Source organism: Serratia plymuthica NBRC 102599 (genome assembly GCF_001590925.1).
Taxonomy (GTDB): Bacteria; Pseudomonadota; Gammaproteobacteria; order Enterobacterales; family Enterobacteriaceae; genus Serratia; species Serratia plymuthica.
This window is the reverse complement of the sequence record NZ_BCTU01000007.1, coordinates 197,237-211,999: the sequence shown is the minus strand read 5'-3', so window position 1 is coordinate 211,999 and position 14,763 is coordinate 197,237. Positions and strand designations below refer to the sequence as shown.

Annotated in this window: 12 protein-coding genes and 1 pseudogene; 6 read left to right on the top strand and 7 right to left on the bottom strand. The window is 56.6% G+C overall.

What is annotated here, in order from left to right:
- The first annotated feature begins 106 nt into the window (after positions 1-106).
- From SPL01S_RS05700 to proY, 3 genes are all read left to right on the top strand, one after another.
- Positions 107-1,213: a cobalamin-independent methionine synthase II family protein gene (locus tag SPL01S_RS05700; RefSeq protein ID WP_063198090.1), complete on the top strand. Its 1,107-nt coding sequence runs from the start codon at positions 107-109 to the stop codon at positions 1,211-1,213.
- A 448-nt stretch (positions 1,214-1,661) separates the two neighbouring features.
- Positions 1,662-2,981, top strand: coding sequence for a branched-chain amino acid transport system II carrier protein (gene brnQ / locus SPL01S_RS05695; protein ID WP_062869831.1), 1,320 nt, complete (start codon positions 1,662-1,664; stop codon positions 2,979-2,981).
- A gap of 71 nt (positions 2,982-3,052) precedes the next feature.
- The gene (proY, locus tag SPL01S_RS05690; protein ID WP_062869832.1) at positions 3,053-4,459 is read left to right on the top strand and encodes a proline-specific permease ProY; all 1,407 of its coding nucleotides are present in this window, start codon (positions 3,053-3,055) and stop codon (positions 4,457-4,459) included.
- A gap of 54 nt (positions 4,460-4,513) precedes the next feature.
- On the opposite strand, the gene SPL01S_RS05685 is transcribed toward proY, so the two are convergent.
- The 4 genes and pseudogenes from SPL01S_RS05685 to SPL01S_RS05670 form a co-directional block, all read right to left on the bottom strand.
- On the bottom strand, positions 4,514-4,801 hold the full coding sequence (locus SPL01S_RS05685; protein ID WP_006319733.1) for a HigA family addiction module antitoxin: 288 nt from the start codon (positions 4,799-4,801) through the stop codon (positions 4,514-4,516).
- Positions 4,801-5,078 (bottom strand): annotated as a pseudogene (locus SPL01S_RS05680) (type II toxin-antitoxin system RelE/ParE family toxin). The gene SPL01S_RS05685 and the pseudogene SPL01S_RS05680 overlap by 1 nt, the downstream one beginning before the upstream one ends.
- An 84-nt stretch (positions 5,079-5,162) precedes the next feature.
- Entirely contained in the window at positions 5,163-5,426 is a 264-nt protein-coding gene (locus SPL01S_RS05675) for a hypothetical protein (protein ID WP_062871295.1), read from the bottom strand.
- Positions 5,427-5,559: 133 nt separating this feature from the next.
- A complete protein-coding gene (locus tag SPL01S_RS05670) occupies positions 5,560-6,825 on the bottom strand; it encodes a mechanosensitive ion channel family protein (protein WP_063198088.1) in 1,266 nt (421 codons plus the stop codon).
- Between the two features lie 248 nt (positions 6,826-7,073).
- Between SPL01S_RS05670 and malZ the strand changes: the two genes are divergently transcribed.
- The gene (gene malZ / locus SPL01S_RS05665; RefSeq protein ID WP_063198085.1) at positions 7,074-8,897 is read left to right on the top strand and encodes a maltodextrin glucosidase; all 1,824 of its coding nucleotides are present in this window, start codon (positions 7,074-7,076) and stop codon (positions 8,895-8,897) included.
- 65 nt (positions 8,898-8,962) lie between these two features.
- Here the strand turns inward: malZ and ggt are convergent, their stop codons facing one another.
- From ggt to SPL01S_RS05650, 3 genes are all read right to left on the bottom strand, one after another.
- The gene (gene ggt / locus SPL01S_RS05660) at positions 8,963-10,726 is read right to left on the bottom strand and encodes a gamma-glutamyltransferase (RefSeq protein WP_063198084.1); all 1,764 of its coding nucleotides are present in this window, start codon (positions 10,724-10,726) and stop codon (positions 8,963-8,965) included.
- Between the two features lie 230 nt (positions 10,727-10,956).
- Positions 10,957-11,559 (bottom strand): peroxiredoxin C, encoded by a 603-nt coding sequence (locus SPL01S_RS05655; RefSeq protein WP_004949238.1) that lies wholly within the window; start codon positions 11,557-11,559, stop codon positions 10,957-10,959.
- 229 nt (positions 11,560-11,788) lie between these two features.
- Positions 11,789-12,370: an ACP phosphodiesterase gene (locus SPL01S_RS05650; protein WP_063198083.1), complete on the bottom strand. Its 582-nt coding sequence runs from the start codon at positions 12,368-12,370 to the stop codon at positions 11,789-11,791.
- A gap of 120 nt (positions 12,371-12,490) precedes the next feature.
- Here SPL01S_RS05650 and queA point away from each other — a divergent pair, with 120 nt between their 5' ends.
- A complete protein-coding gene (gene queA / locus SPL01S_RS05645; protein WP_006319749.1) occupies positions 12,491-13,561 on the top strand; it encodes a tRNA preQ1(34) S-adenosylmethionine ribosyltransferase-isomerase QueA in 1,071 nt (356 codons plus the stop codon).
- 72 nt (positions 13,562-13,633) lie between these two features.
- Positions 13,634-14,758 (top strand): tRNA guanosine(34) transglycosylase Tgt, encoded by a 1,125-nt coding sequence (gene tgt, locus SPL01S_RS05640; protein ID WP_062869840.1) that lies wholly within the window; start codon positions 13,634-13,636, stop codon positions 14,756-14,758.
- Positions 14,759-14,763 lie beyond the last annotated feature (5 nt).

Sequence of the window (14,763 nt, the reverse complement as noted above, 5' to 3'; positions counted from 1 at the left end):
ATTCTTTAGACGTCTGGATGTCTAAAGTAACTCAGCGTAATAGTTCACACTGTCAATCATTGAAGCAAAGAGGCCCGATCCTTTGCCTGTCACCGGGAGTCATAATATGTGCGATTGCAACCACGCCTTTCACGCTGACGTTGTCGGCAGCCTGTTGCGCCCTGCGGCGCTGAAAACTGCTCGCCAGCAGTTCCAGCAAGGCGAAATCGATGCCGCCCGGTTGCGCGCGGTTGAAGACGAGCAGATCCGTTTGGCGGTGGTAAAACAGAAAGACCTCGGTTTGGCGGTGGTGACGGACGGCGAATTCCGCCGTGCGTGGTGGCACTTCGACTTCCTGGAAGGACTGGACGGCGTGGAAGGTTATGATGCGGAGCAGGGGATCCAGTTCAACGGCGTGCAAACCCGCGCGCGCAGCATCAAGGTGGTCGGCAAATTGGGTTTTAATCCCCAGCACCCGATGCTGGCGGATTTTCGCTTTCTGGAGGCGACGGCCGGCGATGCGGTACCGAAAATGACCATTCCCAGCCCGAGCGTGCTGCACTTTCGCGGCGGGCGCAAGGCCATCGACAGCCGGGTTTACCCGGATCTGAATGTCTATTTCGACGATCTGGCGCAGACCTACCGTGATGCGATCAAGGCGTTTTATGACGCAGGTTGCCGCTATCTGCAACTGGATGACACCGTCTGGGCTTATCTGTGCTCGGACGATCAACGACGGCAGATCCGCGAGCGCGGTGAGGATCCGGATCGTCTGGCGAAGATCTACGCCGACGTGCTGAATGCGGCGATCGCCGGCAAGCCGGACGATCTGACCATCGGCTTGCACGTGTGTCGCGGTAATTTCCGCTCTACCTGGATATCCGAAGGCGGTTACGAGCCGGTGGCGGAAATCCTGTTCGGCCAGGTGAATATCGACGCTTTCTTCCTGGAATACGACAACGAGCGCTCCGGGGGCTTTGAGCCGCTGCGTTTTATCAAACCCGGTAAACAGCAGGTGGTGCTCGGCCTGATCACCACCAAAAACGGCGAGCTGGAGAACCCGGAACAGGTGAAACAGCGTCTCGAGGAGGCCGCGCAGTTTGTCGATCGCCGCCAGTTGTGCCTCAGCACCCAGTGCGGGTTTGCCTCGACCGAAGAGGGCAATAGCCTGAGCGAACAGCAGCAGTGGAATAAGCTGCAAAGCGTGGTGAATATTGCCCGAGAGGTTTGGTAAGCGCGCAGATCCCGTTCAGACCACGCGAAAACCGATCGTTTATTGGCGTTTTCGCGCGGTCTCAAGCCGGATGTTTCACGGTTTGTGAATGCGTCGCTCAAAAATGATACAAATCATGTAGTGTATATTAATTGATAGCCAATATGATCGACTGGTGACAAAAGATTATCTGGTCGATAGCTCTGGTTTTTGTCACGCGACTTGCCTTTCAACGCTATAAACGTTTAACTTACCCCCCGTTGTCGGACTAAACCTCCATTTATAACTCCTAAAACTCTGTCCATCATCATGAGTGGTCAATTTCGAATAAGGACAAAACGCCGGACGCTACGCGTTTTCTGCTCTTGTTGGTCTCACGATGAAAGGGCAAGCCGGCAACCGGGTGGGGGCATTACGTCACCACGATATCGGGTACTTTTTTTCATTTGAACAGGCAGCACGACATCGTATGAGTCATCGTTTAACGTCAAAAGATATTATGGCGCTGGGTTTTATGACCTTTGCCTTATTTGTCGGCGCCGGGAACATCATTTTCCCGCCGATGGTCGGTTTACAGTCCGGTGAGCACGTCTGGACCGCAGCAATCGGCTTCCTGATTACCGCAGTCGGTTTGCCGGTGATAACCGTTATCGCTCTGGCACGCGTTGGCGGCGGTATTGATGCCCTTAGCACGCCGATTGGCCGCAGCGCCGGTTTGCTGCTGGCGACGGTCTGTTATCTGGCGGTTGGCCCGCTGTTCGCCACCCCGCGTACCGCGACCGTGTCCTTTGAAGTGGGTATTGCACCGCTGACCGGCGACGGCGCCATGCCGCTGTTTATCTACAGCCTGGTGTATTTCGCGCTGGTCATCGGCATTTCACTGTATCCGGGCCGCTTGCTCGATACCGTGGGCCACGTGCTGGCTCCGCTGAAAATCGTTGCGCTCGGCGCACTCGGCATTGCGGCGTTGGTTTGGCCGGCGGGCACGCCTATTCCGGCGACCGAAATTTATCAGCACGTTCCTTTCTCTTCCGGCTTCGTCAACGGCTATCTGACCATGGATACGCTGGGCGCGCTGGTGTTCGGCATCGTCATCGTCAACGCTGCGCGTTCCCGCGGCGTGAAAGATGCCGGCCTGCTGACGCGTTACACCATTTTGGCCGGCCTGATCGCCGGTGTGGGCCTGACGCTGGTTTACCTGAGCCTGTTCAAGCTGGGTTCCGGCAGTGGCGTGTTGGTGCCGGACGCGACCAACGGCGCGGTGATCCTGCACGCTTATGTGCAAAATACCTTCGGTGGGTTGGGCAGCTTCTTCCTGGCGGCGCTGATCTTCATCGCCTGTATGGTGACTGCGGTAGGCCTGACCTGTGCCTGCGCCGAGTTCTTTGCTCAGTACCTGCCGTTCTCTTATAAGACGCTGGTCTTTATTCTGGGCCTGTTCTCGATGGTGGTTTCCAATCTGGGCCTGAGCCATCTGATCCAGATCTCTATCCCGGTGCTGACCGCGATTTACCCACCGTGTATCGTGCTGGTGGTATTGAGCTTCACCCTGCGTTGGTGGAACAGCGCGACGCGTATCGTGGCGCCGGTGATGCTGGTCAGCTTGTTGTTTGGTATCCTTGATGCGGTGAAAGCCTCCACCTTCCAGCACCTGTTGCCGGAGTGGACCAATCACCTGCCATTGGCTGCGCAGGGGCTGGCATGGCTGTCGCCTTCTCTGCTGATGCTGGTGTTGGTCGCGATTTATGACCGGGTTTGTACGCGTTCTGAAGTGACCGCGCACCCATAATCCCCCGGCTGAATTTTGGGCCACGGACTTGTCCGTGGCCTTTTTACGTTTAAAAAACACGGGTTATTTTCATGCAACAACAGTCACCCTCCGCCCCTGCGGCCAATAAGCTGAAGCGCGGTCTCAGCACGCGTCATATCCGCTTTATGGCTCTCGGCTCGGCCATTGGCACCGGCCTGTTCTACGGTTCGGCGGACGCCATTAAAATGGCCGGCCCGAGCGTTTTGCTGGCATACCTGATTGGCGGCGTCGTCGCTTTTATCATCATGCGCGCTTTGGGCGAGATGTCGGTCAACAACCCGCAGGCCAGCTCGTTCTCCCGTTATGCGCAGGACTACCTTGGCCCGATGGCCGGGTATATCACCGGCTGGACCTACTGTTTTGAAATTCTGATCGTCGCCATCGCCGACGTGACCGCGTTCGGCATTTATATGGGCGTCTGGTTCCCCGAGGTGCCGCACTGGATTTGGGTGCTGAGCGTGGTGCTGGTGATTGGCGCCATCAACCTGATGAGCGTGAAGGTGTTCGGCGAGCTGGAGTTTTGGTTCTCGTTCTTCAAAGTCGCCACCATCATCATCATGATTGCCGCCGGTATCGGCATCATCATTTGGGGGATTGGCAACGGCGGGCAACCGACAGGTATCCATAACCTGTGGTCCAACGGAGGCTTCTTCAGCAATGGTTTTATCGGCATGATCCTGTCGCTGCAACTGGTGATGTTCGCCTATGGCGGCATCGAGATCATCGGTATCACCGCCGGTGAAGCCAAGGACCCGAAAACGTCGATTCCCAAGGCCATCAATTCGGTGCCGTGGCGCATCCTGGTGTTCTACGTTGGTACGCTGTTCGTCATCATGTCGATTTATCCGTGGAATCAGGTGGGCACCAACGGCAGCCCGTTTGTGCTGACCTTCCAGCACATGGGGATTACCGTGGCTGCGGGCATCCTCAACTTTGTGGTGATCACCGCGTCGCTGTCGGCGATTAACAGCGATGTGTTCGGTGTCGGCCGCATGCTGCACGGGATGGCCGAGCAGGGCCATGCGCCGAAGATGTTCAGCAAGGTGTCGAAGCGCGGTATTCCGTGGGTTACGGTGTTGGTGATGATGCTGGCGTTGCTGTTGGCGGTGTACCTCAACTACATCATGCCGGAAAACGTGTTCCTGGTGATTGCCTCGCTGGCGACCTTTGCCACCGTGTGGGTGTGGATCATGATCCTGTGCTCGCAGATTGCCTTCCGCCGCAGTCTGAGCAAAGAGCAGGTGAAAAAGCTGGCGTTCCCGCTGCGCGGCGGCGTGTTCACCTCCGTGGTCGCGATTATCTTCCTGGCGTTCATCATTGGCCTGATTGGCTATTTCCCAACTACCCGCGTATCACTTTACGCCGGTCTGGTGTGGGTGGTAGTGCTGCTGGCGGGTTACTACTTCAAGGTCAACCGCCAGAAGAAGCGGGCGGTGCTGGCACCACAGCAGGATTGAAAATGAAAACACCGGCCAGCGCCGGTGTTTTTTTAAGCTCATAGTTCTGGTCTGTCAGGCAAAATCCAGTTTGCGCAGTTTCGATAGGTCAATGGATTGTCTGGCGTGCCAGAGATCGTAGGCATCCTGCATTCCCATCCAGACATGTTCGGAACTGCCGATAACAATCGATAAACGTATAGCCATTTCCGGTGAGATATCGGACTTGCCGGTAATCAGACGTTGAACCGTTGATGGCGCTACATCAAGCGCTCTGGCCAGGCCGCGCGCGCTAAGCTGCAATGTCTCCATCGTTTCCTTGAGCAGTTCTCCGGGATGTGGCGGGTTATGCATGTGGCTCATCAGTGATAATCCTCATAATTGACGATATAGATATCCCCCTCGGACAATTCAAACGTAATTCGCCAGTTGCCAGTGACGGTGATTGACCAAAGTCCTGTTCGATCGCCCGTCAGCGAATGAAGAAAGAACCCGGGGAGATCTACATCATTGATTTCCTTAGCCAGATCCAACACGCTCAGACGGAGGCTGATTTTTTTGCCTGTTTGGCATCGATGCCAGCCGTTGAACCCGTTTCAAAGAATTTCTTGAGTCCTTTATGCCTGAAGCTTTTTATCATCCTGATGGCTCCATGGGTGTTGCGTTATACGCATCATAGTCGGGTGTTGCGCACAGCGCAACGGTTTGTTTTGACCCTTGCAGACTATCGTCTATCCTCGGGTTCATCGTCACCCGAGCCGCGTGCTTCAACGCGCAAACTGCTGTCGCACAGTCGTTCTTCTTTGCCCTCGCCGGCGCAGCGCGCCAGCACTTCACGGAGATCCTGCATGCTGCTGCTGAGGGCACTTAGCGAGGGTTGCAGCGTGCGGCTCATGCGGCTTTCATCCAGCGAAGCGCTATGCAGGCAGCCGATAAACATCAGGGTGGCCAGCAGAGTAAACAACCGGTGTTTTAACGATTTAAGCAAAGGCATCTCTTCTTCTGTGCAGTAGGGGAAAAAGCATTAACGCCGTTTTAATCGCAGAAGAAAAGCGTCTGGAGACATCTGCTGGCAATCGACAGGGAATCATTACCAGCAGACATAATTACGTCAGCCTGCGTCAGGAAACGTCCGTCGCCGCTCGCATTTGGCTCAGCATGCTACGCATGTCGTTGCCGGTGGGCGTTTGATGCACGCGTAGATCGAACTCGTTAATCACCGCCAGAATATGATCAAAGATATCGGCCTGAATGCTCTCGTATTCCGCCCACACCGTGGTGTTGGTGAAGGCGTAAATCTCCAGCGGCAAGCCCTCCGGCGTCGGTGCCATTTGGCGCACCATCAGCGTCATGCTCTGATGAATATTGGGGTGAGCGCGCAGGTAAGCCACCAGGTAGGCGCGCAGCGTGCCGAGATTGGTCAGACGGCGGCCGTTGAGCGGTGAACTGAGATCCACGGCACTCTGCTGATTATAGTGGCTCAGTTCTTGCGTTTTATCGTTCAGATAACGCTGCAACAGCGGATTGCGATTCAGGCGCTGTTGCTCTTCCGGGGACAGAAAATGCACGCTGGTGGTGTCGATATTGATGCTGCGCTTGATGCGTCGCCCGCCGGATTCTGACATTGAGCGCCAATTCTTGAAGGAATCTGAGATCAGCGCATAGGTGGGAATGGTGGTGACGGTGTTGTCCCAGTTACGGACTTTTACCGTGGTCAGGCCGATGTCGATGACCGCGCCGTCCGCGCCGTATTTCGGCATCTCCAGCCAGTCGCCGATTTTCAGCATATCGTTGGCGGAAAGCTGAATGCCGGCCACCAGCCCGAGGATGGGATCCTTGAACACCAACATCAGCACCGCGGTCATCGCACCCAGGCCGCTGAGCAGCAGCAATGGCGATTTGCCCATCAGCAATGAAACGATCATGATGCCGATCAGAATGGCGGCTACCAGTTTCAGCCCCTGGAAAATGCCGCGCAGCGGCAGCTGATTCGACAGTGGGCTTTGGCGCAGCACCGCCAATAACGTATCCAGCAGCGAAAACAGCGACAGCAAGGCAAAGGCCATGATCCAGACCTGTGCGGCGGTGATGATGAATGCCTGCGTCTCGCCGCCGGCGTGCAGCCACAGCACCGCTTGCAGATTGATGATGACCCCTTGCAGCAACAGCGCCATGCGCTGAAACAGCTTGTACTGGGTGAGCGCTTGTTGCCATACGCGCTGCGACTGCTGGCCGCGGCGCTGGATCGTCGCCAGCACCACGCGGTGCAGCACCAGATGAATGGCCACCGAAATCAGGACGATCAGCCCGAGCACCATCAGCAGAGACATTACCCCGCTGAATTCCAGCCCGAACTTCTCCAGCCACAGTGTTATCTGTTGTTGCATTATCGCTCCTTTAAAAAATGCGCAAAAAATATCCAATACACTCAAAAGACGTTAGCCTAATGGCTGCAGGCCATAATGTGCGGCTGTTTACCCTTTTTTACATAGGGTTGCCGTCGGCAGCCTATCTCCACCCCCCGGCTCCTCCCCGAGTTTAGCGGCCAAAGAGGAGGGGGACTTGCACTCAACGTGGCATTGTTCGTGGCATTGAATAACGTCGTCGATTTCGTTTTGTACAGCAGGAGAACAGTATGCTTAACGCCTGGCATCAACCGGTCCCGCCCTTTGTGGTGAAGAAGGGACAACGCCTGGATATCACGCTGTGGTTACAGGGTAATGATTTGCCTGAAAGGGTGTTTTTACGCGCCGAGCCGGATAATGAAGAATGGCTGCTGATCATGAAAGCGCACAGCGCTGAAGGCCGGTGGCGTTATCAGGCCAGCCTGACGCTGAACGAAGGAGAGGCCACGCGGCGCTACTGCTTCAAACTGGTGTGGGCCGATCGTCAACAATGGTTCGGGCCTCAGGGGTGGTCGCTGATCCCGCCGGGCCAACTGGCGCAGTTTGCGCTCGACGAACCTGACCGCAGCCCGGCCTGGGTGGCGGATCAGATATTTTATCAAATTTTCCCCGATCGTTTCGCCGGCAGCGGCGGCGAGCACGGTATTCAAAACGGCAGCTATCGCCATCACGCAGCCGGTTGCGACGTGGTGCGTCGCGACTGGCAGCATCCGCTGGAAGACCGGGATGCCGCTTCCACTTTCTATGGCGGCGATTTGGATGGCATCAGTCAAAAGCTGCCTTACCTGCAGAAACTGGGCGTCACGGCGCTGTACCTGAACCCGATTTTCACCGCGCCGAGCGTGCATAAATACGATACCGAAGACTATTATCAGGTCGATCCCTATTTCGGCGGCAATGCCGCCTTGCAGCGTTTGCGAGTGAGTACTCACAAGGTGGGGATGAAACTGGTGCTGGACGGGGTGTTTAATCATACCGGCGATTCCCACCCCTGGTTTGATCGTCACCAGCAGGGCGACAACGGCGCCTGCCACCACCCGGATTCACCGTACCGCGGCTGGTTCAATTTCTACCCTGATGGCCGGGCGCTGGACTGGAAAGGCAACGCCAGCCTGCCGAAGCTCAATTTTGCCGAACCTCAGGTAGCCGAGAGGATTTATCGCGGCGACGGTAGCGTGGTGCGCCACTGGTTACGCCCACCCTACAGCATCGACGGTTGGCGGCTGGACGTGGTGCATATGCTGGGTGAGAACGGCGGTGCTACCGGCAATCTCCAACACCTTGCCGGCATTTATCAGGCGGTTAAACAGGAAAACCCGCAGGCCTACGTGCTGGGCGAACATTTTGGCGATGCGCGCCGTTGGCTGCATGCCGGCGTAGAAGATGCGGCGATGAACTATATGGGCTTCGCCCTGCCGGTAAGGGGGTTCCTTGCCGGACTGGATGTGGCGCATCACCCGGTGCAGATGGACGCTGCGGACTGCGCGCAGTGGATGGACGGCTACCGTGCCGGATTGCCGCACGGCAGCCAACTGATTCAGTTTAACCAGCTCGACAGCCATGATACTGCGCGTTTCCTGACGCTGTTGCAGGGCAATCAGGCGCGCATGCAGATGGCGGCGGTGTGGCTGATGAGCTGGATTGGCGTTCCCTGCTTATATTATGGCGACGAGATTGGCCTGGATGGCGCCAACGACCCGTTCTGTCGCAAGCCGTTCCCGTGGGATGAAAATCAGTGGGATCAGAGCCTGCTGGCGCTGTGCCAACGGATGGCGGCGCTGCGTAAACAGAGTCTGGCGCTGCGTCGCGGTGGTTGCCAGGTGTTATATGCCGCCGGTGAAACGTTGGTATTCGTGCGCCTTTATCAACGGGAGCAGGTAGTGGTGGCGTTACAGCGTGGCGGCAGCGGTGAAGTGGCATTGCCGTACAGCCCGCTGCTGGCCGCAGGCAAATGGCAGCGGCTGGAAGGGCATGGTGAGCTGAGAGAAGAGCAAAACGGCATGACGCTGCAACTGGGCGAAGAGTCGGTCACCTTGTGGCGTCGGATAGGGTAAAGCGGCGACGGGGCCGGCGGACCGGCCCCTGATTAAGTTAGTGTGCGTTCACACTTTCCATAAGATCAATAGCCTACCGCTGAACCTGCCGGGCGGCGCACGTCATTGGCACCGTAAAGATAACCTTCGCGTACCTTGCCGGAAACCGCAGAGTCGTTGCCGGAGTTGGCCGGGCTAACGCCTGCGGCACCCGGCAGGCCCACCAGAATCAGCTCGGCGGCGCCCCACGGCGTTTGCTCGACCATCTTGTACCCCATGCCGCTGAGGAGTTTCAGCGTATCGGCGGAGACGCCACGCTGCTCGTAATACACTTCGTCCGGCAGCCACTGATGGTGAATACGCGGCGCATCCACCGCTTCCTGCGGCGCCATGCCGTGGTCGATCACGTTCAGCGCGGTTTGCAGGGTGATGGTGATGATGCGCGATCCGCCCGGCGAGCCGAGCACCATAAAGATTTTGTTGTCTTTGGTCACCAGTGTCGGGCTCATCGACGATAGTGGGCGCTTACCGGGGGCAATGCTGTTGGCGGTGCCCTGCACCAGTCCGTAGAGGTTTTTCTCGCCGACTTTAACGGTGAAATCGTCCATTTCATCGTTGAGGAAGAAGCCTGTTCCCGGTGCTATCACGACCGCGCCAAAGCGGCCGTTGACGGTATAGGTGGTGGAGACCGCATTGCCGTCATGATCGACAATAGAATAGTGGGTGGTTTCCGGTTTCTCGTGGGGTTCCATGCCCGGCTGCACGTTCTCTGACGGCGTGGCCTTGTCAGCGACAATTTTTTTGCGGATCTCTTCGGCATAGCTCTTGCTGACCAAGCGATCGATCGGGTTCTTGATGAATTCCGGGTCGCCAAGGTAGGTATTACGGTCCATATAGGCGTGGCGCATCGCTTCGGTCAGGGTGTGAATGGCCGCCGCCGAGTTAAAGCCCATACTTTTCAGATCATAACCTTCGACCACGTTGAGGATTTCGCACAGCGTTACGCCGCCGGAGCTGGGTGGCGGTGCAGAAACAAATTTATAGCCACGGTAGCTGCAGGTAATGGGCGGCGTTTCGGTCACTTTGTAGTTGGCGAAGTCGGTCGCCGTCAGGATGCCGCCGCCTTGTTTGGCTGCGGCCTCCACGGCCTGCGGGATCTTGCCCTTATAGAAGGCGTCCGGGCCGTCTTTGGCGATGGCTTCCAGGGTGTTGGCCAGATCGCTCTGCACCAGACGGTCGCCCGGTTGCAGTGCGGTGCCGTCCGGGCGCAGGAAGATTTTGGCGGATTCCGGGTCCTGTTTGAAGCGGGCGACGGTGGTGTCGAGAATATCGGTATCGGCACGGGTCAGTACAAAGCCTTCGCGCGCCAGTTTGATCGCCGGCCCCATCACCTGCTCACGGCTCAGCTTGCCGTATTTCTGGCGTGCGGTTTCCATGCCCAGCACGGTGCCCGGTACGCCCGCCGCCAGATAGCCATACAGGCTGGCACCTTTTTTCACGTTGCCTTCGGCGTCCAGATACATGTTGGCGCTGGCCGCCGCCGGAGCGGTTTCACGGAAGTTGATAAAGGTGTCGGTACCCTCGGCCAGGTGTATCGTCATAAAACCGCCGCCGCCGATATTGCCGCAGCAGGGGTTCACCACCGCCTGCGCATAGCCGACTGCCACTGCGGCATCGATGGCGTTGCCGCCCAGCTTGAGGATATCGACGCCAACCTGCGAGGCGAGATGTTGCGATGTCACTACCATGCCATTTTTGGCTTCGACCGCCGGGTTGGAGGCGGCATACAGGCTGCTGCTGACCAGCAGGGCCGCCATGGTCAGCGGCTTGCTCCATTTCTGTAAAAACATAGTTATTCCTACCCTGTCAGTGTTCTTATTGTGATTGGCTTGCCGTTTTACCCTGCAAAGAGCGAGCCAGCGTTATTTATAGTAGCTACAGGTGGGGGATTACGCGGTGTTCAGGGCAGAAAATGTGAGCGGAAACAGGGAAATAAAGCCCGAATGAGGGGCATGCTGCCCTAAAAAAGAGCAAAAAAAAACCGGCCTCGAGGGCCGGTTGATTCACTTGCAGGCTGCAATTACAGCTTGGAAGCGTTCTCGGACAGGTATTTAGCTACGCCGTCTGGAGATGCGCCCATACCTGCTTTGCCTTTTTCCCACTGAGCCGGGCACACTTCGCCGTGCTCTTCGTGGAATTGCAGCGCGTCAACGGTACGGATCATTTCGTCGATGTTACGGCCGATTGGCAGGTCGTTAACAACCTGAGCACGAACCACACCGTCTTTGTCGATCAGGAAAGAACCGCGCAGCGCAACGCCGGCTTCTGGGTGTTCGATGCCGTAAGCTTTCTGAATTTCACGCTTGATGTCAGCAACCATGGCGTATTTCACTTCACCGATGCCGCCATTTTCGACAGGGGTTTTACGCCATGCGTTGTGAACGAATTCTGAGTCGAATGAAACGCCAACCACTTCAACGCCACGCTTCTGGAATTCTTCATAGCGGTGATCGAAAGCGATCAGCTCAGAAGGACATACGAAGGTGAAGTCCATCGGCCAGAAGAACAGTACGGCTGGTTTACCGTTCAGGTGCTTCTTAAAGTTGAAGTTTTCAACGATTTCGCCGCTGCCCAATACGGCAGCTGCAGTGAAGTCAGGGGCTTGACGAGTTACCAGGACCATAATTACTCCTGTAATAGGTGTTAAGGGGTTGATGTAAAAGCAAGGGCCAGTATAGGGACCAAGACTCGGCGAATAAAGGGTAAAAGACCAATCGATGAGATAGCTTTTACCTATCGAATTCGATGATTAAATTTAGCAAGCTTTAAAAGTAACCTTTTCCTGCAAAAGGGCAAGGCTTAAAACCCGATTTCTTGTAAAGCGTCGCATTTTCAACGGGTTTGGTTTGACGTTAAAGCTTTTTGTCTTTTGCCTGCCGCATCATCTGCGGATAAAACTGCCAGAACTGTGTTTCAAGCTGATGATAGTGGCGCTCCACGTCGGCGAAGGAGCCGGCCAGAGCGGCCAGGCGTGGGCGGCGGCTGGCCATGCCCGCCAGCACGGTGCCGATAAACGGCAACTCGGCGTAGCGCTCCAGCCAACGTTCCTGCCATAAATACCCGTTTAAGTTCTGAAAGCGCGGCGGCGTCAGCGGCAAATGCGGCACGATCTGACTGCGGGCCTCTTGGGTAAAGCTGTGGAGGCTGAGGGACGGCTCCAACTGCTGCCAGTGGCGCGCCAGGAAATGATCCCACACCACGTCGAGCGTGATGGGCGCCACGCGGCGGTGTTCGTCACTGAAGAAGTCACGGCAGACCTTCACCTGCGGCAGGCTGTCGGTCAGTACGTCGACGCGGCGGTGCATCATTATGCCGGCCACTACCTCGGGATGGTACTCGCCTGCGGGGTTGCCGCGCACGAAGTCGGCCAACAGGTTGCCCAGCAGTGAGCTTTCCGCCAACTGAGCCAAATGGAGATGTGCAAGGAAGTTCATCCGGGCATTGTATCCGAAGTCGTGCAAATCCTCCTTATTTCTTGCTGCTGACCGCCCGCGGCTTTAGACTAGGCCGCTTGTTTTTTACCAACCAGTCTTATATTGAAGAAGTGAATACCCATGCGCGTCGCCGATTTTTCCTTTGAACTTCCCGAGTCCCTGATTGCCCATTATCCTCAGCCTGAGCGCAGCGGTTGCCGTTTGCTGCAGCTGGACGGGCCGAGCGGGGCGCTGACGCACGGCGTATTCACCGATCTGCTGGATAACCTGGAAGCCGGCGATCTGCTGGTATTCAACAATACCCGGGTGATCCCGGCGCGCATGTTTGGCCGCAAGGTCAGCGGCGGCAAGATTGAAGTGCTGGTCGAGCGCGTGCTGGACGATCATCGGGTGTTGGCGCACGTGCGCGCTTCAAAAGCGCCAAAGCCGGGCGCTGAACTGCTGCTGGGCGATGACGAAAGCGTTGCCGCTACCATGGTGGCGCGCCACGATACGCTGTTCGAATTGCGCTTCGACGATGAGCGCGATGTGTTCACTATCCTCAATGCCGTTGGCCATATGCCGTTGCCGCCTTATATCGATCGGCCGGATGAAGACGCCGACCGCGAGCTTTATCAGACGGTTTACAGCGAGAAACCGGGCGCCGTTGCGGCACCGACCGCCGGGCTGCACTTCGATGAGCCGCTGCTGGCTGCGTTGCGCGCGAAGGGCATTGAGATGGCTTTTGTCACCCTGCATGTGGGCGCGGGCACTTTCCAGCCGGTGCGGGTGGAAACCATTGAAGAGCACGTGATGCACGCGGAGTACGCCGAGGTTCCGCAGGAAGTGGTTGACGCGGTGCTGGCCTGTAAAGCACGTGGCAAGCGCGTAGTGGCGGTGGGAACCACCTCGGTACGTTCGCTGGAAAGCGCGGCCAACGCCAGCAAGGACGCGCTGATTGCGCCGTTCTTCGGCGATACCAGCATCTTTATCTTCCCAGGCTATCACTACCAGGTGATCGACGCGCTGGTGACCAATTTTCACCTGCCGGAGTCGACGCTGATCATGTTGGTATCCGCCTTCGCCGGTTATAAAAACACCATGCATGCTTATCAGCAGGCGGTGGCCGAGCAGTACCGTTTCTTCAGCTATGGCGATGCGATGTTCATCAGCCGTAACCCGCAGGCGGAACACGAGTCCGTCGGCGCCTGATTCCCCGGGCTGCGCATTTGGCGCGGCCCTGTTTTAACGACGCCAGACTGTTTCTCTGGCGCTGGAGGTTTTGTGAAGTACGAATTACAAGCAACCGATGGTCGCGCCCGCCGTGGCCGCCTGGTATTTGAACGTGGAGTGGTGGAAACCCCGGCCTTTATGCCTGTCGGCACCTACGGCACGGTAAAGGGCATGACGCCGGAAGAAGTGAAAGAGACCGGCGCGCAGATCCTGCTGGGCAACACCTTCCACCTGTGGCTGCGTCCAGGGCAGGAGATCATGAAACTGCATGGCGATCTGCATGATTTCATGCAGTGGCACGGCCCGATCCTGACCGATTCCGGCGGTTTCCAGGTATTCAGCCTGGGGGCGATGCGCAAAATTAAAGAGGAAGGCGTTTATTTCCGTAATCCGATTAACGGCGATAAAGTGTTCCTCAGCCCGGAAAAATCGATGGAAATCCAGTATGACCTGGGTTCCGACATCGTAATGATCTTCGACGAGTGTACGCCGTACCCGGCCGACTGGGATTACGCCAAGAGCTCGATGGAGATGTCACTGCGCTGGGCGCAGCGCAGCCGTCAACGTTTTGACGAACTGAATAATAAAAACGCCTTATTCGGCATTATTCAGGGCGGCGTTTACGAAGATTTACGAGATGTTTCAGTAAAAGGGCTGGTGGATATCGGCTTTGATGGTTACGCTGTTGGCGGCTTGGCTGTAGGCGAGCCAAAAGAGGATATGCATCGTATTCTCGAACATGTTTGCCCGCAAATTCCGGAAGATAAGCCACGCTACCTGATGGGCGTAGGCAAACCGGAAGATCTGGTTGAAGGCGTGCGTCGCGGTATCGATATGTTCGACTGCGTGATGCCAACGCGTAATGCCCGCAACGGCCACTTGTTCGTGACTGACGGTGTGGTAAAAATCCGTAATGCCAAGCACAAGGATGATACTTCTCCGCTGGATAAAGACTGTGATTGCTACACGTGTCGCAATTACAGCCGCGCCTACTTGCATCATCTCGATCGTTGCAACGAAATACTGGGTGCCCGATTGAATACCATTCATAACCTGCGCCACTACCAACGCCTGATGGCGGGTTTACGCCAGGCTATTGAACAGGGTAAATTAGAGCTGTTTGTTACGGATTTCTACGGTCGGATCGGCAAACCGGTTCCACCTTTAAACGCTTGAATTAA

Bases quoted from the DNA above. Each gene is read 5' to 3' on its own strand.
- SPL01S_RS05655 (WP_004949238.1), bottom strand. From the start codon at position 11,559: ATGGTCCTGGTAACTCGTCAAGCCCCTGACTTCACTGCAGCTGCCGTA.
- SPL01S_RS05650 (WP_063198083.1), bottom strand. From the start codon at position 12,370: ATGAACTTCCTTGCACATCTCCATTTGGCTCAGTTGGCGGAAAGCTCA.
- SPL01S_RS05670 (WP_063198088.1), bottom strand. From the start codon at position 6,825: ATGCAACAACAGATAACACTGTGGCTGGAGAAGTTCGGGCTGGAATTC.
- malZ (WP_063198085.1), top strand. From the start codon at position 7,074: ATGCTTAACGCCTGGCATCAACCGGTCCCGCCCTTTGTGGTGAAGAAG.
- SPL01S_RS05685 (WP_006319733.1), bottom strand. From the start codon at position 4,801: ATGAGCCACATGCATAACCCGCCACATCCCGGAGAACTGCTCAAGGAA.
- brnQ (WP_062869831.1), top strand. From the start codon at position 1,662: ATGAGTCATCGTTTAACGTCAAAAGATATTATGGCGCTGGGTTTTATG.
- proY (WP_062869832.1), top strand. From the start codon at position 3,053: ATGCAACAACAGTCACCCTCCGCCCCTGCGGCCAATAAGCTGAAGCGC.
- SPL01S_RS05700 (WP_063198090.1), top strand. From the start codon at position 107: ATGTGCGATTGCAACCACGCCTTTCACGCTGACGTTGTCGGCAGCCTG.
- queA (WP_006319749.1), top strand. From the start codon at position 12,491: ATGCGCGTCGCCGATTTTTCCTTTGAACTTCCCGAGTCCCTGATTGCC.
- ggt (WP_063198084.1), bottom strand. From the start codon at position 10,726: ATGTTTTTACAGAAATGGAGCAAGCCGCTGACCATGGCGGCCCTGCTG.